The organism is Azonexus hydrophilus (assembly GCF_905120355.1).
Lineage (GTDB): Bacteria > Pseudomonadota > Gammaproteobacteria > Burkholderiales > Rhodocyclaceae > Azonexus.
This window is the reverse complement of the sequence record NZ_CAJHOB010000010.1, coordinates 89,282-110,994: the sequence shown is the minus strand read 5'-3', so window position 1 is coordinate 110,994 and position 21,713 is coordinate 89,282. Positions and strand designations below refer to the sequence as shown.

Genomic DNA, 21,713 nt, shown 5'->3' with positions numbered 1-21,713 from the left:
GCCCCCGGTTTCGGCCTGCGTGACGCAGTAAGTCTGGCTTAGGCAGCCTTCTTGCTGCTGGCCTTCGGGGCCGCAGCAACACCAGCCGCCTGAATGGTCGCTTCGGTCGCGGCAGCAACCGAGGCTTCGGTCACTTCAGCAGCCTGCTTGGCCACCTTGTTCAGGTTGCCCATGGCTTCGTTGGCCGACTGCATGGCCGACTTGACGGCAGCAACAGCCACTTCCGAACCTGCCGGCGCCGATTCCAGCGCCTTTTCGACCAGGCCGGAAACCTTGGCCTTGGTGTCGGCAACGTGGATTTCCACTTCCTTGGCGATCTTGTCCTTGGCTTCGGTCGCAATGGCGATCACGTTGCGCGAGTACTCCACACCCTTCTCCAGGCTCGGCGTGGCAATGCTTTTCTGCAGTTCGATCAAGCTGGGCAGATCCTTGGCACCCAGAAGGATGTTCAGGTTGCTGATGCCAGCTTCCAGAGCCGAACGGCTAGCGGCCAGGTTGAGCACAGCCAGGCGCTCGACACCGTTCAGCACGGTATTGGCGACGAACAGGGAAAAATTGATGCCGGACTGGGCGAATTCTTGCGGTTTGAAGTTCATTTCAGTTACTCCGTTGAGTTGTTTTATATGGCAGGCACACCGCACTTGCTGCGATGCAACATGGCGCAATTGTATCTACAGCAACCAGAGTGTCAAGCAATTTGTGCGGCGCAGCAAAATGTATCCAAAAAAATCCCCGCAGCTTCTGACTGCGGGGATTTGCCCTGTTTCCTGCCAGCGCATCAGGCCATCACAAACGGAAGCGGCTGACGATTTCCTGCATGCGCTGTGCGGTTTTATCCATGCTACGGGCTGCAGTTGCCGTTTCGTGCGCAATGGCGCTCGCCTCTTCCGATTGCGTAGCCACCTGCTCGATTTTCACCGCCACATCGGTTGAAGCCGCCGACTGTTCGCGCAGACCGTTATTGACCTCGTTCACCACCTCCGCCACCTGCTGCGCCATTTCCTTCAATTGTGCAATCGCCGTCCCTGCACGCTGCGCCAGTTCGACGCTGCTATTGGACAGATCAACCCCACGCTGCACACCGACCACTGCCTGCCCCGTTGATTGCTGGATGGAACTGACCATGGCGCGAATTTCGCCGGTCGACACCGCCGTACGTTCCGCCAGCTTGCGTACTTCATCGGCCACCACGGCAAAACCACGCCCGGTCTCACCCGCACGCGCTGCTTCAATGGCAGCATTCAGGGCGAGCAAATTGGTCTGGTCGGCAATTTCACGAATCACTTCGACGATGCTGGAAATTTTTTCCGATTCGTCGCGCAGGCTGTTGATGGTATCTGCCGCCTGATGCACCACTCCGGACATCTGGGTGATCTGGTCAACCAGTTCCGCGATGGCCTCGTGCCCTTCTTCGGCCTGTTCATCCGATGCATTGGCAAGACGCGCAGCCTCGCTCGTGTTGCTGGACACATGGTTGATCGAAACGGTCAATTCCTCGACATTGGCGGCGATGGCGGAGGCTGCTGTACTCTGCACGGTAGCCGACTGATCGATCAGATCCACTGCGTGGTTGAGCGATTGCGAGGCGGCAATGATTTCATCGGCACTCTGCCGGGTTTCCCCCATGGCTTGGCGTAGTGCCTCCTGCATGGTGCCGAGTCCGGCAAACATGCGCCCGATTTCATCCCGGCTGGCCGCCGGCAAACGCCCACTCAAATCGCCACTGGCAATCCGCTGCGTCGCTGTCACGGCTTCATTCAACTGCCGCTCCATGCGCCTCGAAACCAGCCAGGAAACCAGCAGCGCCAGCACCGCCCCGGCAACCAGACTGGCGACACTGGACTGGATGCCGGCAGTGACGGCGGCATCAGCCACCTCTGATGCCTGGGCTGCGCCGGCATGATTGATTTCAATCAGTGCATCCGTCTTGTCGCGCACCAGATCGGCGGCTTTGACCCAGGTTGTACGGCGCAGGGTCTGCGCCCCGGCCTCATCGCCCGCCTCGGCCAGGGCAATGGCTTTGTCCACTTCAGCTTTGTACGCCGCGATGGCCGCAATCGCCTCGCCATGTATGCGCCGCTCATCTTCACTGGTAATCAAGGGTTCATAGGCTTTCAAGGCCGCATGCAGCGAAGCGTCAAGCTTGTTCAATCCCTGACGGATTCTTTCTTTTTCTTCCGCGCTCCCCGGCAGCATGTACTCCAGGCTACGCACCCGGAAACGCAGCCGCAACTGGCTGATTTCGCCCGCCGTGCCAAGCGCCGGCAACCAGATCTTGGCGATTTCCTGCGTATGCCCGCCCACGGTACGGATCTGGAAACCAAGAAACACCAGCGCCAGCAGCAATACACCGCCACTCGCCACAAAGTTCACCAGCAATTTGTGGCGCAGCGATAAATGATCGAACCAGCCCATGGTTTTCCCCATCCTCAAATGATTTACCAGACCAGAAAATTCTAGCCCAACGGCCATGGCACGCAATGACTATTTAACGCCCCATTTCTGACAGCTGCACGGGGTGACACAGCCTCTTTCGCCCCCCGTCTTGACGTCAGTAAAAAAACGCTTGACCCCAGGTGCGCCCTGTCTATAATTCAAACGTTCGTTTTATTTTTGACGAAATCAAAAAAAGGAGACATATCTTGAACACATTGAACGTCAAGAAAGCAGCCGTTCTGGGCGCCGGGGTGATGGGCGCACAGATTGCCGCCCATCTGGCCAATGCCGGCGTACCTGTGCTGCTTTACGATTTACCCGCCAAGGAAGGCGATCCGAACGGTATCGTAAATAAAGCCCTGGCCGGCCTGAAGAAACTCGATCCCGCACCGCTGTCCAGCAAGGACAAGCTGGCCTACATTGATGCCGCCAACTATGACCAGCACCTGCCCCTGCTGGCTGACTGCGATCTGATCATTGAAGCCATCGCCGAGCGCATGGACTGGAAGCACGATCTCTACGCCCGCATCGCGCCCTATCTGTCACCAACCGCCATCGTCGCCTCCAACACCTCCGGCCTGTCCATGCAGGCACTGGGCGCTGGCCTGCCGGCGCAGGTGCAGCCGCGCTTCTGCGGCATTCACTTTTTCAACCCGCCACGCTACATGCACCTGGTGGAAATCATCGCCACCCCCAGCACTGACGCGACCACTCTGGACCAGCTGGAAACCTGGCTGACCTCGCGCCTGGGCAAGGGCGTCATCCGTGCGCTCGACACACCCAATTTCGTCGCCAACCGCATCGGCGTGTTTTCCATACTCGCCGTCATGCACCACACCGCCGCCTTCAAGCTCGGTTTCGACACCGTCGACGCCCTCACCGGCCCCCGTATCGGTCGCCCGAAGAGCGCCACTTACCGCACCGCCGACGTCGTCGGTCTGGACACCCTGGCGCATGTGGTCAATACCATGCGCAACACCCTGCCGGACGATCCCTGGCACGCCCATTTCAACACCCCCACCTGGCTGACCGCCCTGATCGAACAAGGGGCCCTCGGCCAGAAAACCCGCTGCGGCATTTTCCGCAAGCAGGGCAAGGAAATCCAGGTACTCGACCTGGCTACGCAGAATTACCGCAGCTCGGCCGGCGAAGTCGCCGAGGAAGTTGCAGCGATTCTCAAGATCCGCAATCCCGCCGAAAAGTTTGCCGCGTTGCGGGCCTCCAGCCACCCACAGGCACAATTCCTGTGGGCCATCTTTCGCGACGTCTTCCATTACTGCGCCGTGCAGCTCGAACATGTGGCCGACAATGCCCGCGATCTGGATTTCGCCATGCGCTGGGGCTTCGGCTGGGCGCAGGGGCCGTTCGAAACCTGGCAAGCGGCCGGCTGGGCTGACATTGCCCAAGCCATTGCCGCTGACATCGCCGCCGGCAAGAGCATGACCAACACACCGCTGCCGGCCTGGGTACTGGAAAACGGGCGCCAGGGCGTACATGGCAGCGCCGGCTCGTACTCGGCGCGGCGCAATACCTATGCCGCCCGCTCGACGCTGCCGGTTTACCAACGCCAGCTGTTCCCAGAACGGGTGCTGGGCGAAGCCGGGCTGCGCCCGGAACACGCCGGCGAAACGCTGTACGAGAATGACGGCGTACGCCTGTGGCGCCTGCCCGAGCAGGATGCGGGCATCGGCATCTTGTCCATCAAATCGAAGATGCACACCATCGGCGACGAGGTGCTCGACGGCGTGATTGCTGCCGTGCGCCAGGCGGAAACAACGCTCGCCGGCGTGGTCGTCTGGCACGAGGCACCGTTTGCCGTCGGCGCCAATCTGGCGCAGGTCACGCAGGCCATCGCCGCCGGCCAGTTCGATCGCCTCGAACAGACCGTGGAAAAATTCCAGCGCGCCTCGCAAACGCTGAAATATGCGCAGGTGCCCGTGGTCGCTGCGGTGCAGGGAATGGCCCTGGGCGGCGGTTGCGAATTCGTCATGCACGCCGCTAAACGCGTCATGGCGCTGGAAAGCTATGTCGGCCTGGTCGAAGCCGGCGTCGGGCTGATTCCAGCCGGTGGCGGCTGCAAGGAATTCGCTGTCCGCGCCGCCGCCTGGGCAGCGCAATCGGCGGTACCGGGCGAAGTCTTCAACTATCTGCAACCAGTCTTCCAGACCATCGCCATGGCCAAGGTGGCAAAAAGCGCCCAGGAAGCGATCGATTACGGTTTTGCCCGGCCCAGCGACACGGTCCTGTTCAATGCCCACGAACTGCTCTGGGTCGCCATCCGCGAAGCGCGCAACCTAGCCGACGCCGGCTGGGCACCGCCACCGATGGCGCGCAACATTCCGGTCGCCGGCCGCACCGGCATCGCCACCTTCGAGATGATGCTGGTCAACATGCGGGAAGGCGGCATGATTTCCGCGCACGATTACCAGGTCGCCAAAGCCGCCGCCATCGCCCTCTGCGGCGGCGACATCGAAAGCGGCAGCCGGGTCGATGAAGAATGGCTGCTGACCGTCGAACGTCGCTTGTTCGTCGACCTGCTGAAAAACCCGCTCACCCAGGCCCGTATCCAGCACATGCTGGACACCGGCAAACCCCTGCGCAACTAAGCCCGGCGAGGAGACATACATAATGAACAAACAGATTCAGGACGCGTACATCGTTGCCGCCACCCGCCTGCCGGTGGCCAAGAAAAACGGCATGTTCCGGAACATCCGCCCGGACGACATGCTGGCACACGCCATCAAATCGGTGGTGGCGCAGGTACCGGGCATTGATCCCGCCCGCATCGGCGACGTTATCGTCGGCTGCGCCATGCCGGAAGCCGAACAAGGCATGAACGTCGCCCGCATTGGCCTGCTGCTGGCCGGCCTGCCGATCACCGTGCCTGGCCTCACCATCAACCGCTTCTGCTCATCCGGCGTGCAGGCGGTGGCTGACGCCGCCAATCAGATCCGCCTTGGCCTGGCCGACGTGATGATCGCCGCCGGCACCGAGTCGATGAGCATCATGCCGCAGATGATGGGGAACAAGATGGCGATGAATCCGGCCATCTTTACCGATGAGCACGTCGCCATTGCCTACGGCATGGGCCTGACCGCCGAAAAAGTGGCGAAACAATGGCAGATCAGCCGGGACGATCAGGACGCCTTTGCCGTCGCCTCGCACGCCAAGGCCTGTGCCGCCATTGCCGCGGGCCATTTCAAGGCGGAAATCAGCCCGTACCAGGTGCGTGAGCAGCTGCCCGATCTCGCCCGCGGCACCGTCACCACCCGAGAGCGGCTGGCCGACACCGACGAAGGCCCACGCCCGGATTCCAGCCTGGAAAAACTGGCCAAGCTGAAACCGGTGTTCAACGTGCGCGGTTCTGTCACCGCCGGTAACTCCTCGCAGATGTCGGACGGCGCCGGCGCGGTGATGCTGGTCTCTGAAAAAGTCCTGAAAGAACACAACCTGACGCCGCTTGCCCGCTTCGCCGGCTACGCGGTCGGCGGCGTCGCGCCGGAAATCATGGGCATCGGCCCGATTGCGGCAATTCCGCGCGTGCTGACACAAGTCGGCATCACGCAGAATGACCTCGACTGGATCGAACTCAACGAAGCCTTCGCCGCGCAATCGCTGGCGGTGATGCGCGAACTCGACCTCGATCCGGCCCGGGTCAATCCGCTCGGGGGTGCCATCGCGCTCGGCCACCCGCTCGGCGCCACCGGCGCCATCCGCACGGCAACCGTGGTGCATGGGTTGCAGCGCACCGGTGGCAAGTACGGCATGGTGACCATGTGCATCGGCACCGGCATGGGTGCTGCCGGCATTTTCGAGCGGGTCTGAGCGGCTACGATGAAACCGGCCTGGCTTGCCCGCCTGTCGCCCACCTGGCGTGCCCGCATGGTACGCCTGGGCTTCAATTTCCATCCCGCCTTTCGCGGCACGGGCGGGCGGGTGGTGCATGTGGCGCGCGACCTGCGCCACATCCGCATCGCCCTGCCCTGCTCGTGGAAAACGAAGAACATCGTCGGCTCGCTCTATGGGGGTTCGCTATTCGCAATCACTGACGGCGCGCACCCGATGATGCTGATGGCCGCGCTGGGCGAAGCGTATGTAGTGTGGGACAAATCCGCCAGCATCCGCTACCGCAAGCCGGGCTACACCACGCTGTATGCCGATTTTTCCATCGACGAAGCGGAACTGGCCTGCATCCGGGAACAACTGCTTCGCCATCCGGAGCTGGAACGAACCTACACGATCGAACTCAAGGACGGGCATGGCACGGTACACACCGTCGTCGAACGTACCGTCTATATCGCTGAAAAAAATTACTACTGGAAGAAATCCGGAGGAGACAAAGATGCGGACAACACATTGGACCCGGGCGACCTGCAGCCTCGGCCTCAGCCTGCTACTGGCCTGCAGCACGGCACTGGCACTTGAAGTAGCCGGCACCCGGATTGCCGAACAACAGAATGTCGATGGACAGACCTTGCGGCTGAACGGCGCCGGGTTACGCAGCAAACTGTTTTTCAAGGTCTATGTCGGCGCCCTCTATGCCGGCGAAAAAAGCACCTCGGCCTCCGCCCTGATCGACGGCAAGGGACTGCGCCGCATGCGCCTGCACATCCTGCGCGAACTGGAGGCCGACAGCTTCCATGCCGCCCTCGACGAAGGCATGCGCAACAACCTGACCCCAGCGCAACTCAGTGCCCTGCAACCCAGAATCGACCAGCTAGGCACCTTGATGCGAGCGCTGGGCAAGGTGCGCCCCGGGGATGTCATTGACCTCGACTTTTCCAGCGCTGGTGTCTCCCTGCTGCGCAACAATCAAAACGCCGGTATGGTGGCAGGGGCCGACTTTGCCGCTGCCCTGCTCAAAGTGTGGCTGGGCGACCAACCGGCAGATGCAGCGCTGAAAAAAGCACTGCTTGGTCACTGAACAAAAAACAGACAAACGAATACCCAGCGACATATCCAGGAGGAGACACCATGGAAAAGATCTGGTTACAGAGTTACCCCCAGGGCGTACCGGCGGAGATCGACATCGATCACATTCCTTCGCTGGTCGCCCTGTTCGAAGACGCCTGCCGCAAATTTGCCGACCAGGTGGCCTACATCAGCATGGGCAAGGAAATGACCTATGCCGAGCTGGAAGCAGAAACCCGCGATTTCGCCGGCTGGCTGCAGTCGATCGGCATGCAGAAGGGCGACCGCGTCGCCCTGATGATGCCCAACCTGCTGCAATACCCGGTCGCGCTGTTCGGCACCTTGCGCGCCGGCTGTGTCGTGGTCAATTGCAATCCGCTCTACACCCCGCGCGAACTGGAACATCAGCTCAAGGATTCGGGAGCGACGACCATCGTCATCGTCGAAAATTTCGCCCACACCCTGGAACAGGTGATCGCCCACACCCAGCTGCGCCATGTCGTGGTGACGCCGCTGGGTGAGATGCTGGGCGCCGTCAAGGGCACCCTGGTCAACTTCGTCATCCGCCACGTCAAGAAAATGGTGCCCGCCTGGAAACTGCCCGGCAGCCTGTCGTTCAAGGCCGCACTGGGCGCCGGTCGCCGGCATGGCTGGAAAGCCGTCCCCCTGGCCCAGGACGACATCGCCTTCCTGCAATACACCGGCGGCACCACCGGCATTTCCAAAGGGGCCATGCTCACCCACGCCAACATTGCCGCCAACGTCACCCAGGCCTATAGCTGGATTCGTCCGGTGGTGCATGAAGGGCAGGAATTCATCATCACCGCGCTGCCGCTCTACCATATCTTCGCGCTCACCGCGAACTGCCTGACCTTCCTGATGATCGGCGCGCGCAACCTGCTGATTGTCAACCCGCGCGACATTCCCAATTTCATCAAGGAGTGGGGCAAATATCCGGTCACCGTGGTCACTGGCGTCAACACCCTGTTCAACGCCCTGCTCAACCACCCGGATTTCGCCAAGCTCGATTTTTCGACCATGAACGTCACCCTCGGTGGCGGCATGGCAGTACAGGCGCCCGTGGCAGAACACTGGCGACAGGTGGTCGGGGTGCCGTTGCTGCAGGCTTACGGGTTGACCGAAACCAGTCCGGCGGCGACCATCAATCCGCTCGACATGAAAGACTTCAATGGTGCCATCGGCCTCCCCATCTCTTCGACCGAAATTTCCATCCGCGACGACAACGGCAATGAAGTACCCGGCACCCAGGTCGGCGAAATCTGCATCCGTGGTCCGCAGGTGATGAAGGGCTACTGGAACCGCCCCGACGAAACAGAGCATGTCTTTTACCCCGATGGTTTTCTGCGCACCGGCGACATGGGCTACATCGACCCCCAAGGTTACGTGTTCCTGGTGGACCGCAAGAAGGACATGATCCTGGTCAGCGGTTTCAACGTCTATCCCAACGAAGTCGAGGAAGCCGTGGCCATGCACCCCGGCATCATCGACGTCGCAGCGATCGGCGTACCCGATGAACGGGCCGGCGAAGCGGTGAAAATTTTCGTGGTGCGCAAGGATCCCCGCGTCACCGAACACGAATTGATCGAGCACTGCCGGCACCTATTGACCGGCTACAAAGTCCCGAAATATGTCGAATTCCGCGACGACCTGCCCCGTACCAACGTCGGCAAGATCCTGCGTCGCGCCTTGAAAGAAGGAGCCTGACCCATGCCCATCCCCGCCGCTCTGAACAAGAACCTGCAACTGCCCGTGATCTGCGCGCCGATGTTCATCGTTTCCAATCCGGATCTGGTGATCGCCCAGTGCAGAAGCGGCGTCATCGGCTCGTTTCCGGCACTCAACGCACGTCCGGAAGCCCTGCTCGATGACTGGCTGCTGCGCATCAAGCGCGAACTGGCGGCCAGCCCCGGAGCGGCACCGTTTGCGGTCAACCAGATCATCCATGCCTCCAACACCCGTCTTGAACACGACATGGCGCTGTGCATCAAACACGAGGTGCCGTTGATCATCACCAGCCTCTCGGCACCCACCGCCATCGTGCCGCGCGTGCATGCCTATGGCGGGCAGGTGTTCCATGACGTGATCAGCGTGCGCCATGCCGAAAAAGCGATCGAAGCCGGTGTCGACGGGCTGATCCTGGTCTGCGCCGGGGCCGGTGGCCATGCCGGCACCCTCAGCCCCTTCGCCCTGGTCAGCGAAATCCGCAAATTCTGGGATGGTCCCATTGCCCTTTCCGGCGCCATTGCCAACGGCGCCGCCATTCTCGCCGCACAAGCCATGGGGGCTGATTTCGCCTACATCGGCACCCGCTTCATCGCCAGCAGCGAAGCCAATGCCGTCTCTGCCTACAAGGACACCCTGGTCGCCGCCACAGCGAAAGACGTGGTGTACACCCCGTACTTCACCGGCGTGCACGGCAACTACCTGCAGCAAAGCATCGTCGCGGCGGGCCTGGACCCGAACAACCTGCCGCACCGTGACAAGAGCGTCATGAACTTTGGTGCCGCCGATGACGGCAAGAGCGCCAAAGCCTGGCGCGACATCTGGGGGGCCGGCCAGGGCGTGGGCAGCATCGACGCCATCCTCCCGGCCGCCGACATCGTTGCGCAGCTGCGCAGCGAATATCAAGCCGCCAGAAACCGCCTCACCCAGCAACTTTTCTAAAAACCCGAAAAAGGAGACACCCTCATGAGCGACTACCGCGCTCCCGTCAAGGACATGCGTTTCGTCATGGACGAAATCGCCGGTTTCAACGAACTGGCCCAGCTGCCGGCCTTTGCCGAGGCCACCCCGGACCTGGCCGATGCCATTCTCGATGAAGCCGCCAAATTTGCGGGCGAAGTCATTGCTCCGCTCAACCGCATCGGCGACCAGCAAGGTTGCCAGCTCGACGCCGGTGGCGTGCGCACGCCCCCCGGCTGGAAGGAAGCCTACAGCCAGTACCGCAAGGCGGGCTGGAACGGCATCACCCTGCCCACCGAATTCGGTGGCCAGGGCCTGCCCAACACGCTGGGCATCGCCGCCAAGGAAATGCTGTGCGCCGCCAACATTTCCTTCAGCCTGGGGCCCTTGCTCACCACCGGCGCGGTGGAAGCCCTGCTCACCTGCGCCAGCGACGAACTGAAAGCGGTCTATCTGGAAAAGATGGTCTCCGGCGAATGGACCGGCACCATGAACTTGACCGAACCGCAAGCCGGTTCCGATCTCGCCCTCATCCGCAGCCGCGCCGAACCCCAGGCCGACGGCACGTACCGCATTTTCGGCCAGAAAATCTTCATCACCTACGGCGACCACGACATGACCGACAACATCGTGCATCTCGTCCTGGCCCGCCTGCCGGACGCACCGCCGGGGGTCAAAGGCATCTCGATGTTCCTGGTGCCGAAATTCCTGGTCAATGCCGACGGTTCACTCGGCGCGCGCAACGATGCCTGGTGCGTATCGCTCGAACACAAGCTCGGCATCCACGCCAGCCCCACCTGCGTCATGGCCTATGGCGACAAGGGCGAAGGGGCGGTCGGCTATCTGCTGGGGCAAGCCAATCGCGGCCTGGAATACATGTTCATCATGATGAACGAAGCGCGCCTCGGCGTCGGCCTGCAAGGCGTTGCCCTCGGTGAGCGCGCCTATCAACAGGCGTTGGCCTATGCCCGCGAGCGCCAGCAGGGACGCGACGCCCTGACCGGTGCCACCCTGGTCACCCTCGACAAACACCCGGACATCCGCCGCATGCTGCTGCTAATGAAATCACGTGTCGAAGCCGCCCGCGCCCTCACCTACTACACCTCCGGTCTGCTCGACCGGGCCAGTCACCTGGAAGATGCCGAAGCACGCAAAAAGGCCCTTTACCTCGCCGAATTCATGATTCCCATCGTCAAGGGGGGCGGCACCGAAATGGGCATCGAAGTCACCTCGCTTGGCATCCAGATCCACGGCGGCATGGGCTTCATCGAAGAAACCGGCGCCGCCCAGCACTGGCGCGATTCGCGCATCACCACCATTTACGAAGGCACCACCGGCATCCAGGCCAACGACCTGCTCTTCCGCAAACTCATGCGCGACCAGGGCGCCACCGCAAAAATCGTCTTTGGCGAAATCCACACCACGGTCAAGACCCTGATCGCCAGCGGCAAACCGGAACTCGCCGGCATCGGTCAGAAACTCGGCGTCGCCCTCAAAATGTGGACCGACAGCACCGAATGGCTCGCCGCCAACGCCCAGAAAGACCTCGCCGGGGTGCTCACCGCCGCCGTGCCCTACCTCAGCCTGGCGGTCGTCGCCTGTAACGGCTGGATGATGGCCAAAGCCGCCCTCGCCGCCAGCGCCCGCCTCGCCGAAGGCAGCGGCGACACCGCCTTCTACCGCGCCAAACTTGCCACGGCCCGTTTCTACGCCGACCAGATGCTGCCCCAGGCCATTGCCTGTGCCGAGACAGTCAAGGCGGGCGACAGCGGCAACACCGCGCTAGGCGATGCGATGTTTACGGCCTGATCAAGCCGCAGCCAGTAAAAAAGCGCCGCAAGGCGCTTTTTTCATTTACCAACACAAAAACAAAAAGCTCTCAAAAATCTCCGAGGGCTCTTTTGCACGCTGGGCGGTAACCCAGATTACAAAGGAATCAGGCGGCGACGCCGAGTGCCTTGATCTGCGCCGACAAACGGCTCTTGGTGCGAGCTGCGGCATTTTTGTGCACGATTTTCTTGTCAGCGATACGGTCGATCACCGAAACCGATTCTTGGAAGACGCCTTGGGCGGCGGCTTTGTCGCCGGCGAGGATCGCCTTGCGCACACGCTTGATCGCGGTGCGCAGGGTCGAACGCAGGCTTGCGTTATGGGCGCGCTGCTTGTCTGCTTGACGGGCGCGCTTGCGGGCTTGTGCGCTATTGGCCATGAATTAAATCCAGAAGGTAAATAATCAAAGACGGGAATTGTATCCTGAAACCCCTGCAATGCACAAGTACAGTACAGGGCATTTTCGACGACCGAACACTTACTTACCCCAGCATTCGCTGATTTTGTCCCCCGATGTAACGCCAGCCGCACCGCGTACCCCTGCCTGCGTCAGGGTGTAGCTGCCACATTTGTCACTCGACTGCGCCCCTTGAGGGGCCGCAGTCAAGGTATATGTCGCACCGTCTGCCGAAACTATTCCAATGGTGTAACGACCGTTAGGCACGGTTTTAAGACTCGCGGGAAAAGCTGCCGCCAAGGGATAAGTTCCTGTTGCAGTCGCCGCACGCTCCATCCACTGCGCTGCTTGCAGCAAACCAGCGCGCGCCTCGGCGCGATGCCCTCGGCGCACATACTCGGTGTAGCTCGGGTAAGCAATTGAACCAAGGATACCCACAATCGCCACGACAATCATCAGCTCTATAAGCGTAAAGCCGATCGCTTTAGGATATTTTTTACTCAAAAGCATATTCTTTCCTTCACTTCAATTGACGCCAACTGGGGCGCAAAATCTGCACCGGGGCACGATTAAGATCAATGGGATCGCCCCCTGCTCCGCTCCCGCCCTTGCCTGAAATAAGGCGCCCGGTAGATTTATCCAAGTTCATAATGCTATGCGCCCCCTTGCCTATAGCAAGCCTCGTCTGATTTGCTGCACCTGCTGACTTGAAAATCGGAATCGAAGGTGGAGCACCGTCCATGATGTTCATGAACTGCAGATATTGCCGCTCATCATCAACGGAGATCACTTCACAGCTCTCTACATCCGGATCGGCATCGGAGCCTTTTGCTGGAACTTGAGAAAACACCGCCAGCACATTACTGTCGTCATAAAATTCAGTTGGTTTAAGCAAGCGCTCCCCGATAGCTGGAAAATCGAGATACCAACCATTATGGCTTGCCCAGTTCAGGGCCTCATCTTTTTGCAACTCCTGAAACCCTGCTGTATTTGCAGTAGACGAGAATGAGCGTTTGACCAATTTGGCAGTCGCCACACCCTCACCCAGCGCTTTGGGAACAGGTGCGCAATCGTCTTGTGGAATTGGAGAACAGGTACCGCCACCCGGATGCACTTCGAGACGCTTACCCAGCGTGCCCGTCACAGTGCGGTAACGTGTGTTATCAAGAACCGAGTACAGCGTTTCGACCTTGGTGCTTTTCTGATCATTGACGTCAACGTTACGCCCCGTGCCAAAGGCCACCATCATCCCTCCAACCCGCGCAACCGTCTGGCTAGTGCCGCTACCAACCACCTTCAAACGATTATTGGCACGCGCAATAGGTGGAGCAGAAATTGCCTGTTTCAAAGTGCGCGCACTCCCGAGAGAAGCGGGCCCTGTAGCCGAGAATAACGGCTGACCAGCGAATGCCACCTTCCAGAGGCTATCATTCTCATTGGTCAGGTCAAATTTCCATAAATTCCCCTGGTTATCCCCCGCATAAACAATATCAGCCCGATCATCACCATTGATATCAACAACGCGCGGCGCAGCCAGCCCATTATCTTTGGCCATGCCCGTACCTTGCGTATCAGTGGTAGCTGCAATACGGACCAATTTCTTATCCCCATCCAGGTACTGAATCAAAAGTACAGGGCGCTGATTATCACTGTTGTATCCATTTCCCAAAACAACAGCCCAGCGGTTATTGTTCATCCGGGTAACCTGAGAGGAACGCATTGGGTTCTCAAGCGAACGCACGGGCTTTGCCGTAATGAACCCGATATCCCTATTCTCCTCTTCAGCAGCATCACAGGCGGTCTTCTGCGCTCCTGTCAAAGCGCCACAATTAGGCTTGGCACTTGCTTCCGCACTGATACTGCGATCCATCACGACCAAATTGCTGGCACCACTCTCCGAAAAAGCAGCGGGCGAAGTCACGTCAAGAACAAAGTAACCCTTACCGCCAGCCCCTAGTGTTCCCACCAAATAAGATTTCCAGTTCGGCGTATAGGAATCGTTACTATCAGACAAACCAGAGCTATTAAGATCAATATCACCTACCAAAGGCGAGCCATCAACAAAATAGCGGTGCTTGGTATTAAAATCTGGCTCTGCAAGAAGTTTCAGCGTAGGAATCACTCCACGTGGCACATAGGCAATTTTCTCATCTCCATCATGCGCAGAAAATCCGTGCAACATACCGTCATTCCCGCCCACATAAAGCATTGGCAAGCGATTTTTATTATTTTTAATAAAATCAACATAGCCTTTTTGACCGTAGTTGCTAACCGGAACTGAAGCGTACCAAATTTCTGAGTTTACAATATCACCCTGAATGGAGTAGCGCTGACGGAAAGGTTTAGCTGCCGTATAACCTGAACCACCGGAAAGCTCGGCACCTTCGTAACTACGCTCACCTCGGACATAATTAAGCACATTCTGACCATTTGTTTTTACGGTAACACCTGAAGCATTTGTATTCAGCCCTAGCCAAGACTTTTGTTGTGCACTCAGGTAACTCTGATCATTACTCCATTTGAAAGCAACCCCACCCTTATCCTTACTCCCTGACCATTGATCGCTCCAGCTTAAAATCAGGCGTGCACTAGCTCCTTTTGCATCCAGCTTGGCTGCCGTGTCCTTCCCCCCCCATTCCGCTGGGAAACCTTCTGTTCCATCCTGTTTCCACACTGATGCCTTTACAAATCCTTTCCAGGCATTTTTTGGCTCGTAGTTGGCCACATATGCCCCAACATCGCCAGAGATTGTGCTGAAGCCGCTCGTCGCCAGTGACGACAGATCAGGATCAGTTTGACTGTTGATTTGCTGAAAAATATCACGGAATGCTTTCGCCAGATCCTCCCCCTTTTCTACCGCATAGAAACGACCACGGCCATTTAGTGCTGCGTGCCAAAGATCGAGCGAACGTTTGTTCTCATTATCCATTGCTGGCCATTCAAGCGCCCCTGTCACCAAGCTCGGAAAGCTTCCGTCATAACCAAATGGTACCATTTGCGTCGGCGCGATAATATCCGGAGCTCCAGGCCACGTATACGCCATCGCACTGAAACCTATGGTGTAGGTCACCATATGCGGCCAATCTGCTGGATTGTATTTTGGATTCCAGTAACGCTCCAGCGAAGCAAGCTTTCCATCCTTATCATTACCAAAACTTTCACTCGCAGGGGCTTTACGATAATCCGCTGCGGGCTCAGGGTCGCCTGTCAATGCCCCTACTGGCTGCAATCTTTGCGACCAGCTCTTAAACGCCCAATCTGCCAGCGTATTGGCGTAATTATCAGAATATAATTCATTGTTTGGTCTATTCGCTGCTGTAGAGGAGCTATAGACGGTGCCATCCGGCAATGTTTTATTGGCACCTTTGGCGTCTGTATTACAATTACTGTAAGGGGCAGCACAATCCTGATGCCCCCCTGATGCGGTCCCATTCCAGCGACCGTCCGTCATGAAGATATGATAGTTACGTCGACAACCCAGGTAGGTTGAGGCGGCTGTATCATTACCCCCTGGATTACCCGACCATGGACCACTCTTGCTTGGCGGGCGTCGCAAATAGGCATCTGCTTGAGAAAACATCGTATGTGATGGCGTACCACCACTCGCATCTAGACTATTTACAAAACTAATAAAATTCGTACGATGCTCCCCTTCCAAAGGTCGCATGGAGTTATTCTTCAGTGACTCACTGTCAACACTCTTCGCATCTGTTGATCCGCCGTTATTGTGCATCACCTGCCAGGCCAGTCGTATCTTCCCATCTGGCAACAACGTATTATCGTACTTAGGATGGCTCGGATCAAAAACAGAGCGCAGCGCATATTTCAATACATTCATTCGTCGGCTTGTGCTAGGCCAACTACCGTTAGCATATGGAGTTTTTTCATTCGTCGCGCCACTTGTACTTTCTTTATCCAGACGAAAATCCATACTCCCCGAGTCATCAACCGAGATGATCACGTTCGGCCGCACATAGGGCTGTACCGTTCCCGGAGGTGCCTGAGCAAAATCGAGCGCCTTTGCGACGTGAGGCACCAGAGCAGCACTTACGGCAATTGCTAATAGCGTTGGGCGCAACACCTGATCTGCTGAAATTCTTTTGGGCATGATCTGCTCCTTTTATAGATTATTCATAGCACAACTTAACTACAGAGCTAAAACTCAGTTTCATCCAAGTTATCGCGCTGCTCAAGGTGAGTTTGTTGCAGTACCACCATCGTTCCTGGCTTTCTGCCATACGCAAGGGATGTTATCCTATAAACGATCGCATCCCCCTTATCTTTATCAGCCCTAACCATCATAAAATTATTTGGCTCATCCGTTATCAAACCAGGCTGGACAACAATACTTTTGAACACCTCAATCCAATACCAACCACCACGATTGTCCGCTGTAACGTCTGATAAAATTGGATTGCCTTTTCCTGTAACCGCAGCCCCAGTCACTTGCCCATAGCGCATACCGACACCGGTTTTGGCAAACCCAGCCAAAGCCGTTTCATCATTCCAGAAATCCTGCTTTGGATTACCACGTCTTACGCAAATACCTTTACTGCACCCCGTAGTTTCAGTGGTCAGCCCCAACAAGGAGGCCAACAAATTATCTGAGCTCAATTTATACGTATGGGTTACACGACAAACGTCCCCTCCACACACACTCCCTCCCAGCGGTTTGGGTGGGTTTTCGCTAGACATTTCAATGTCGCGCTCTGCATCCTGCAATAAGGCTTGAGCAGCTTCGTGTGCTCGCTGGTAGTCAGCATCATTCCCCACAACCAATTCATTAAAAAATGAGGAACGTGCCGACCACAAAGCAAGAAGCATGGAAAGAAGAACAAACACCACAACCACAAATAGGGCAACCCCACGCTGGTGGTTTGGCGTTAAAAACATACCTCTAACGCATATTTTTTTTGTTTGATTATTCACAGTCAAATCCCTTCACTAGCAGCTAAGCCTTGGCTACGCATTTGGAAGGTGTTACGAAACACCAAATGCAGACGTCGCGCGCGAACGCCCGTTAGTGAATTCAAGTCCACGTTATTCCCATCACAACCAACATAAGAGCTACCCACCGGGATTTCGATGGGTTCGTTACCGTACATAACAAGGCAAACCTCTACCCCCTGGATTTGCGCCCAGTTCGCAACGGCAGAGCCAAGCACCCGCTGCATTTTGCTGTTACCTTTTTCTGAGTTGTCTTGGCGAAGGTAACGGATCTGAAAATCCGCCACGTTATTTGCAATTGGCTGAGCGCCTGCGCCATTGCCATCACATCGCAACTGGCTTCCATTCACATCAAATATGCTCTCAAGCCGCTGATCTTCACTCGCATCGGCGGGCCCACCCAAGCAATTACGACTCAAGGACGTATCTGCCGCAGCGCTGAAGCTAGCTTCCTTATAGCGGCGATATGCTAAAGAAATAAAATTATCAGTCCCTGAAATTGAGTCTTTTTTTGGAAAAAACCCATTACCTCCACCGACTGCAGGCGCTTTTGTTTCTATTCCAACCTGAGTCAGATACTCAATACTTCCTGTGCTTCGTGCATCAAGATTTAACCGTAATGAACCGGCCTGACGTATCTGTGATCCAATAACGCGCATCGCATAAGCCGCTTGCTGTTGAATCATCGTCGCATCACTAACGGTGCCTGATATGTTCCTTGACACCATTAATGCACCTACAGCCACGGAGACAACCAATAACCCAATTGCAACACCAACCATCAACTCGACTAGTGAAATTCCAAGTTGAATTCGTTTGGCATAAATATGAGAATTTTTTCTATTCACAATTATTCTCCTGGGCAAACATGGCCATTTAATGGCTGGTATGCAGCGCAGCGCGTGGGGACAGGAAGATATTGCAAATGGCACGTGTGGTTCACGGGGCAAGACACCACCCCCCCCGCCCCATCACTCAGGCTTCCATCTGCTGCCCGCTCTTTGGTGGCGTCAATCTGGTCTTTGTACGCGCTGCTGCTATCTCTTTCGTTTTCGCGCCAGGCAATCATGACCCCCAACTGTCGCCTTTGGTCTGCCACTAAACCCGTTTCCGCCTGAGGTACAAACACCGCCACCTTGCCGAGTGGCAAAGTATTACGAACATTCTGCTTCCAGACAGCAAGATCGTAAGTAGCCTGCTGATTTTTATTACATCCCACAGACGGACAAGCCACAACAGTCGGCTCATCCGCAAATGCGGTCACGTAGGTGTCTATAGCTGCCAAGGCACTGGGATTGATTCGCATACGCTCGCTGAGATCTTCAATCAAACGGATAGCCTGGGCGCGGCGTACCGTAGTTTGAGTGTCAGCCAATGTACGCACCTGCGTGCCGACAACTCCGAGAATCCCCAGTGCAGCCACCACAATAGCCACAACGGACTCAATCAAGGTCATCCCGCGCTGTTGCCGTAGATTGACAGCCGATTGTTTATTTGACTTCAATTGCTCTTCTCCCAAATCACATCAAGCACAGCTCTCACTGCCTTTGACTCGCCGCACACGCCCCCCCAATCCCGCGCACAAACGCGCTGCACTCGCATCGCTTGCCGTTTTTCCGGCTGGCACAATCGTGAAATCAAGCAGAACCGGCAAACCACCGCTATGGCCCATCATCCCCCAACGATCAACGGCAATTTTTCCATTACTCCCAGCCAAAGTAATACTCACCTGCCCTGAAGCCGCTTTTTCCTGCAGTGTTGTACTGTTGGCCCCTTGGGTGTGCACAATGCTCCAGCCATCTTGCCAACCGCTCCCTTTGGCCTCAAGGGTCACAGAACCACCACGTTTGATTGCTTCGGAGCGTGCGTAATAAATACTGCCTTCGAGCTCCTCCGCCACCAAACGCACCCGCCATCGTTCGATGAGAGACTGAAAGCTTGGCGCAGCAATTGCTGCAAGAACTGCCAGAATGGCAATCACCACCATCAGCTCAACCATGGTGAAGCCGCACTGGCGAGAAGACTTTGGGAAGGGGATGGTATATGAGTAGCGCATGATCTCATTCTCTTCAGTGCACCCAAAAAAAACCATACTTCCAGATCGACGGTTACGGATACAGGATCAGCGGTCACTGCCTGGCTTGCTTGATTCGAACAACAACTTGTTCATCAAACCTTACCCCCGGTAATCCCCCAAAACCCACCCACACCCCCTACAATGAAGCCCTTACCACAGCGGAGAAAACACATGAAAGGCGACAAGAAAATCATCGAGATTCTGAATGAATTGCTGGCCGGCGAATTGACGGCGGTGGATCAGTATCTGCTGCACGGCGAGATGTATGCCGACATGGGGCTGAACGTACTGGCCGAGAAATCGATACACGAATCGGATCATGAACGGCAGCATGCACGCGCTCTGATTCAGCGCATCTTGTTCCTGGAAGGCAAGCCAAACCTGGCCAAGCGCGAAGCCTTGAAAGTCGGCAAAACCGTGCCGGAGATGCTCAAAGCCGATCTGGATGTGGAATACAAGGTGGATGCCGAACTGAAGAAGGCCATCGTCGCGTGCGAGAAGGCCCATGATTTCGTGACCCGCGACATGCTCAAGGTGCAACTCGAAGACACCGAGATGGATCACGCTTATTTCCTGGAACAACAATTACGCCTGATTGATCTGACCGGTCTGCAAAATTACCTGCAGAGTCAGATGGGCTCGGGCAATCCGGCATAAGGAGGGAACATGAAAGGCGACAAGAAAATCATCGACACCCTCAACAAGGTGCTGAAAAACGAGCTGACAGCAATCAACCAGTATTTCCTGCATGCCCGCATGTTCCGTAACTGGGGCCTGGAAAAACTCAACGATTACCAGTACAAGCAATCGATCCGCGTCATGAAGGAAGCCGACGAACTGATCGAGCGCGTGCTGTTTCTGGAAGGGCTACCCAATCTGCAGAATCTGGGCAAACTGCTGATCGGCGAAAACGTGGTCGAGTGCCTGCAGGGCGACCTCACCTACGAACAGGACATCCAGCGCCCGCTGTTGATCGAGGCAATCACCCTGTGCGAGGAAAACAAGGATTACGTCAGCCGCGAACTGCTGGAAGAACTGCTGGAAAACTGCGAAAAGGCCATTGACTGGCTGGAAACCCAGCAATCGCTGATTACTGACATCAGCCTGCCCAACTATTTGCAGGCGCAGATCGCAACAGACGAATGAGTTTTGTCTGGCCCAATAAAAAGGCTATATGCAAGCCACGTGGTGTTCGTCAGCGCATGGAGGCCGGCAGATGATTTCGACGCTTCGACTGTTCTCCCTCAATCGCTTCCCTATGGAAGCTAGCACTGCGTGGTATTTGAACGATCTTGGTGAATATCGAGGCAAACAGGAACTCTACACTCAGCAATCACCGCAACGGCTGAAGGCGCTGCGCGAATCGGCCATCATTGAAAGCGCTGTTTCGTCGAATCGAATCGAGGGCGTCACGATTGATCCGAATCGCGTCCGCGATATTTTGGTCGCACCAAAACCCCTATTTCGTGACCGCGACGAGGAAGAGGTGCGCGGCTATCGTGATGCACTAACCCTTATTCACAAGGATGCCGCTCTACTGCCTATCTGCAATGAAACAATCTGCCGCTTGCACGCGCTGACGCGCGGCCAGATTTGGGATGCCGGGAAGTACAAGGAGCGGGATGGCGACATTATCGAGCGCTATCCGGATGGATCGGAGCGTGTCCGGTTTCGCACCATTCCTGCGGCGCAAACTCAGGACGCCATGGATACGCTGATTGCAGACTGGCAGCAGTGCCTTGAGGAACGCTGGTTGCCGCCGCTCATTGCCTTGGCTGCCTTTAATCTGGACTTTCTGTGCATCCATCCTTTTCGAGACGGCAATGGTCGTGTTTCTCGTCTGCTGTGGCTGTTGCAAAGCTATCAACTTGGCTATGAGGCTGGCCGCTACATCAGCCTGGAACGTCTTGTTGAGCAAAACAAGGGGCGTTATTACGAAACCCTTGAGCTGAGTTCAAAGGATTGGCATGAGGGGAAGCACAACCCTTGGCACTACATCAACTACGTTCTATCAATCAAAAAGACGGCTTACCGCGATTTTGTAGAGCGTGTCGGAGAAATCAAGGCGCCTCGGGGAGCGAAGCGCGAGATGGTTATCGCCGGCATCAACCAGCTGCTTTCCCGCGCCAAAGGAGAGTTCAAGATTAGCGAACTCGAACTGGTTTGCCCTGGTGTTAGCCGGGACATGGTGCGCCATGTCTTGCGCGAACAACAAGAGCTAGGCGTCATTGGCTGTTCCGGGCGTGGCATTGGCGCTTTGTGGTCGAAGACCAATAACGGCAATGAGGGTAATCCATTACCTCAATATAAGGGTAACAAATGAGGTAATGGCGAATGAGTCATGACACGCCTTGCCCTGCACGTTTCCCCGACAAAAAACCCGCAGCTTGGACTGCGGGTTTTTTTTGGGCC

At 56.9% G+C, this 21,713-nt stretch carries 19 protein-coding genes; 10 read left to right on the top strand and 9 right to left on the bottom strand.

Annotation, left to right across the window (positions count from 1 at the left end; translation table 11 throughout):
- Positions 1-38: 38 nt before the first annotated feature.
- Both JYJ39_RS09745 and JYJ39_RS09740 read right to left on the bottom strand, forming a co-directional pair.
- Positions 39-596, bottom strand: a complete 558-nt coding sequence (locus tag JYJ39_RS09745; RefSeq protein WP_205203955.1) for a phasin family protein — start codon at positions 594-596, stop codon at positions 39-41.
- Between the two features lie 190 nt (positions 597-786).
- Positions 787-2,415, bottom strand: coding sequence for a methyl-accepting chemotaxis protein (locus JYJ39_RS09740; RefSeq protein ID WP_205203953.1), 1,629 nt, complete (start codon positions 2,413-2,415; stop codon positions 787-789).
- Between the two features lie 227 nt (positions 2,416-2,642).
- On the opposite strand from JYJ39_RS09740, the gene JYJ39_RS09735 reads away from it, so the two are divergent.
- Genes JYJ39_RS09735 through JYJ39_RS09705 form a run of 7 tightly spaced genes read left to right on the top strand, consistent with a single transcriptional unit; the run spans position 2,643 to position 11,859 of the window.
- Positions 2,643-5,042 carry a 3-hydroxyacyl-CoA dehydrogenase/enoyl-CoA hydratase family protein gene (locus JYJ39_RS09735; protein ID WP_205203951.1) on the top strand — a complete coding sequence of 800 codons (2,400 nt, stop codon included), beginning with the start codon at positions 2,643-2,645 and terminating at the stop codon, positions 5,040-5,042.
- Between the two features lie 22 nt (positions 5,043-5,064).
- Positions 5,065-6,261 carry an acetyl-CoA C-acyltransferase gene (locus tag JYJ39_RS09730; RefSeq protein ID WP_205203949.1) on the top strand — a complete coding sequence of 399 codons (1,197 nt, stop codon included), beginning with the start codon at positions 5,065-5,067 and terminating at the stop codon, positions 6,259-6,261.
- 9 nt (positions 6,262-6,270) lie between these two features.
- Positions 6,271-6,861: a DUF4442 domain-containing protein gene (locus JYJ39_RS09725; RefSeq protein WP_205203947.1), complete on the top strand. Its 591-nt coding sequence runs from the start codon at positions 6,271-6,273 to the stop codon at positions 6,859-6,861.
- Complete coding sequence (locus tag JYJ39_RS09720) at positions 6,779-7,360, top strand: chalcone isomerase family protein (protein WP_205203946.1); 582 nt, start codon at positions 6,779-6,781, stop codon at positions 7,358-7,360. Before JYJ39_RS09725 ends, JYJ39_RS09720 begins: the two co-directional genes overlap by 83 nt.
- A gap of 50 nt (positions 7,361-7,410) precedes the next feature.
- On the top strand, positions 7,411-9,072 hold the full coding sequence (locus JYJ39_RS09715) for a long-chain-fatty-acid--CoA ligase (RefSeq protein ID WP_205203945.1): 1,662 nt from the start codon (positions 7,411-7,413) through the stop codon (positions 9,070-9,072).
- 3 nt (positions 9,073-9,075) lie between these two features.
- Positions 9,076-10,032: an NAD(P)H-dependent flavin oxidoreductase gene (locus JYJ39_RS09710; protein WP_205203944.1), complete on the top strand. Its 957-nt coding sequence runs from the start codon at positions 9,076-9,078 to the stop codon at positions 10,030-10,032.
- A 24-nt stretch (positions 10,033-10,056) separates the two neighbouring features.
- On the top strand, positions 10,057-11,859 hold the full coding sequence (locus JYJ39_RS09705; protein WP_205203943.1) for an acyl-CoA dehydrogenase: 1,803 nt from the start codon (positions 10,057-10,059) through the stop codon (positions 11,857-11,859).
- A 127-nt stretch (positions 11,860-11,986) separates the two neighbouring features.
- Here the strand turns inward: JYJ39_RS09705 and rpsT are convergent, their stop codons facing one another.
- From rpsT to JYJ39_RS09670, 7 genes are all read right to left on the bottom strand, one after another.
- Complete coding sequence (gene rpsT / locus JYJ39_RS09700; RefSeq protein ID WP_205203942.1) at positions 11,987-12,259, bottom strand: 30S ribosomal protein S20; 273 nt, start codon at positions 12,257-12,259, stop codon at positions 11,987-11,989.
- Between the two features lie 99 nt (positions 12,260-12,358).
- Complete coding sequence (locus JYJ39_RS09695; RefSeq protein ID WP_205203941.1) at positions 12,359-12,787, bottom strand: type IV pilin protein; 429 nt, start codon at positions 12,785-12,787, stop codon at positions 12,359-12,361.
- A 10-nt stretch (positions 12,788-12,797) separates the two neighbouring features.
- On the bottom strand, positions 12,798-16,385 hold the full coding sequence (locus tag JYJ39_RS09690) for a pilus assembly protein (protein WP_205203940.1): 3,588 nt from the start codon (positions 16,383-16,385) through the stop codon (positions 12,798-12,800).
- Positions 16,386-16,432: 47 nt separating this feature from the next.
- Positions 16,433-17,206, bottom strand: coding sequence for a pilus assembly PilX family protein (locus tag JYJ39_RS09685; protein WP_205203938.1), 774 nt, complete (start codon positions 17,204-17,206; stop codon positions 16,433-16,435).
- A 2-nt stretch (positions 17,207-17,208) separates the two neighbouring features.
- Positions 17,209-18,072, bottom strand: coding sequence for a PilW family protein (locus JYJ39_RS09680; protein WP_205203936.1), 864 nt, complete (start codon positions 18,070-18,072; stop codon positions 17,209-17,211).
- A gap of 2 nt (positions 18,073-18,074) precedes the next feature.
- Positions 18,075-18,728 carry a type IV pilus modification protein PilV gene (gene pilV / locus JYJ39_RS09675; protein WP_275887970.1) on the bottom strand — a complete coding sequence of 218 codons (654 nt, stop codon included), beginning with the start codon at positions 18,726-18,728 and terminating at the stop codon, positions 18,075-18,077.
- A gap of 21 nt (positions 18,729-18,749) precedes the next feature.
- The gene (locus tag JYJ39_RS09670) at positions 18,750-19,280 is read right to left on the bottom strand and encodes a GspH/FimT family pseudopilin (RefSeq protein WP_205203932.1); all 531 of its coding nucleotides are present in this window, start codon (positions 19,278-19,280) and stop codon (positions 18,750-18,752) included.
- 192 nt (positions 19,281-19,472) lie between these two features.
- Between JYJ39_RS09670 and bfr (JYJ39_RS09665) the strand changes: the two genes are divergently transcribed.
- The 3 genes from bfr (JYJ39_RS09665) to JYJ39_RS09655 all read left to right on the top strand — a co-directional run bounded on the left by bfr (JYJ39_RS09665) (position 19,473) and on the right by JYJ39_RS09655 (position 21,624).
- Positions 19,473-19,958, top strand: a complete 486-nt coding sequence (bfr, locus tag JYJ39_RS09665) for a bacterioferritin (RefSeq protein WP_205203930.1) — start codon at positions 19,473-19,475, stop codon at positions 19,956-19,958.
- Positions 19,959-19,967: 9 nt separating this feature from the next.
- Positions 19,968-20,447: a bacterioferritin gene (gene bfr, locus JYJ39_RS09660; RefSeq protein ID WP_205203927.1), complete on the top strand. Its 480-nt coding sequence runs from the start codon at positions 19,968-19,970 to the stop codon at positions 20,445-20,447.
- Between the two features lie 70 nt (positions 20,448-20,517).
- A complete protein-coding gene (locus tag JYJ39_RS09655) occupies positions 20,518-21,624 on the top strand; it encodes a Fic family protein (protein ID WP_240189618.1) in 1,107 nt (368 codons plus the stop codon).
- Positions 21,625-21,713 lie beyond the last annotated feature (89 nt).

Coding starts and splice junctions, on each gene's coding strand:
- bfr (WP_205203930.1), top strand. CDS start 19,473: ATGAAAGGCGACAAGAAAATCATCGAGATTCTGAATGAATTGCTGGCC.
- JYJ39_RS09710 (WP_205203944.1), top strand. CDS start 9,076: ATGCCCATCCCCGCCGCTCTGAACAAGAACCTGCAACTGCCCGTGATC.
- JYJ39_RS09745 (WP_205203955.1), bottom strand. CDS start 596: ATGAACTTCAAACCGCAAGAATTCGCCCAGTCCGGCATCAATTTTTCC.
- JYJ39_RS09715 (WP_205203945.1), top strand. CDS start 7,411: ATGGAAAAGATCTGGTTACAGAGTTACCCCCAGGGCGTACCGGCGGAG.
- JYJ39_RS09695 (WP_205203941.1), bottom strand. CDS start 12,787: ATGCTTTTGAGTAAAAAATATCCTAAAGCGATCGGCTTTACGCTTATA.
- JYJ39_RS09720 (WP_205203946.1), top strand. CDS start 6,779: ATGCGGACAACACATTGGACCCGGGCGACCTGCAGCCTCGGCCTCAGC.
- JYJ39_RS09740 (WP_205203953.1), bottom strand. CDS start 2,415: ATGGGCTGGTTCGATCATTTATCGCTGCGCCACAAATTGCTGGTGAAC.
- JYJ39_RS09655 (WP_240189618.1), top strand. CDS start 20,518: ATGATTTCGACGCTTCGACTGTTCTCCCTCAATCGCTTCCCTATGGAA.
- JYJ39_RS09705 (WP_205203943.1), top strand. CDS start 10,057: ATGAGCGACTACCGCGCTCCCGTCAAGGACATGCGTTTCGTCATGGAC.
- rpsT (WP_205203942.1), bottom strand. CDS start 12,259: ATGGCCAATAGCGCACAAGCCCGCAAGCGCGCCCGTCAAGCAGACAAG.
- JYJ39_RS09725 (WP_205203947.1), top strand. CDS start 6,271: ATGAAACCGGCCTGGCTTGCCCGCCTGTCGCCCACCTGGCGTGCCCGC.
- JYJ39_RS09670 (WP_205203932.1), bottom strand. CDS start 19,280: ATGCGCTACTCATATACCATCCCCTTCCCAAAGTCTTCTCGCCAGTGC.
- bfr (WP_205203927.1), top strand. CDS start 19,968: ATGAAAGGCGACAAGAAAATCATCGACACCCTCAACAAGGTGCTGAAA.
- JYJ39_RS09730 (WP_205203949.1), top strand. CDS start 5,065: ATGAACAAACAGATTCAGGACGCGTACATCGTTGCCGCCACCCGCCTG.
- JYJ39_RS09690 (WP_205203940.1), bottom strand. CDS start 16,385: ATGCCCAAAAGAATTTCAGCAGATCAGGTGTTGCGCCCAACGCTATTA.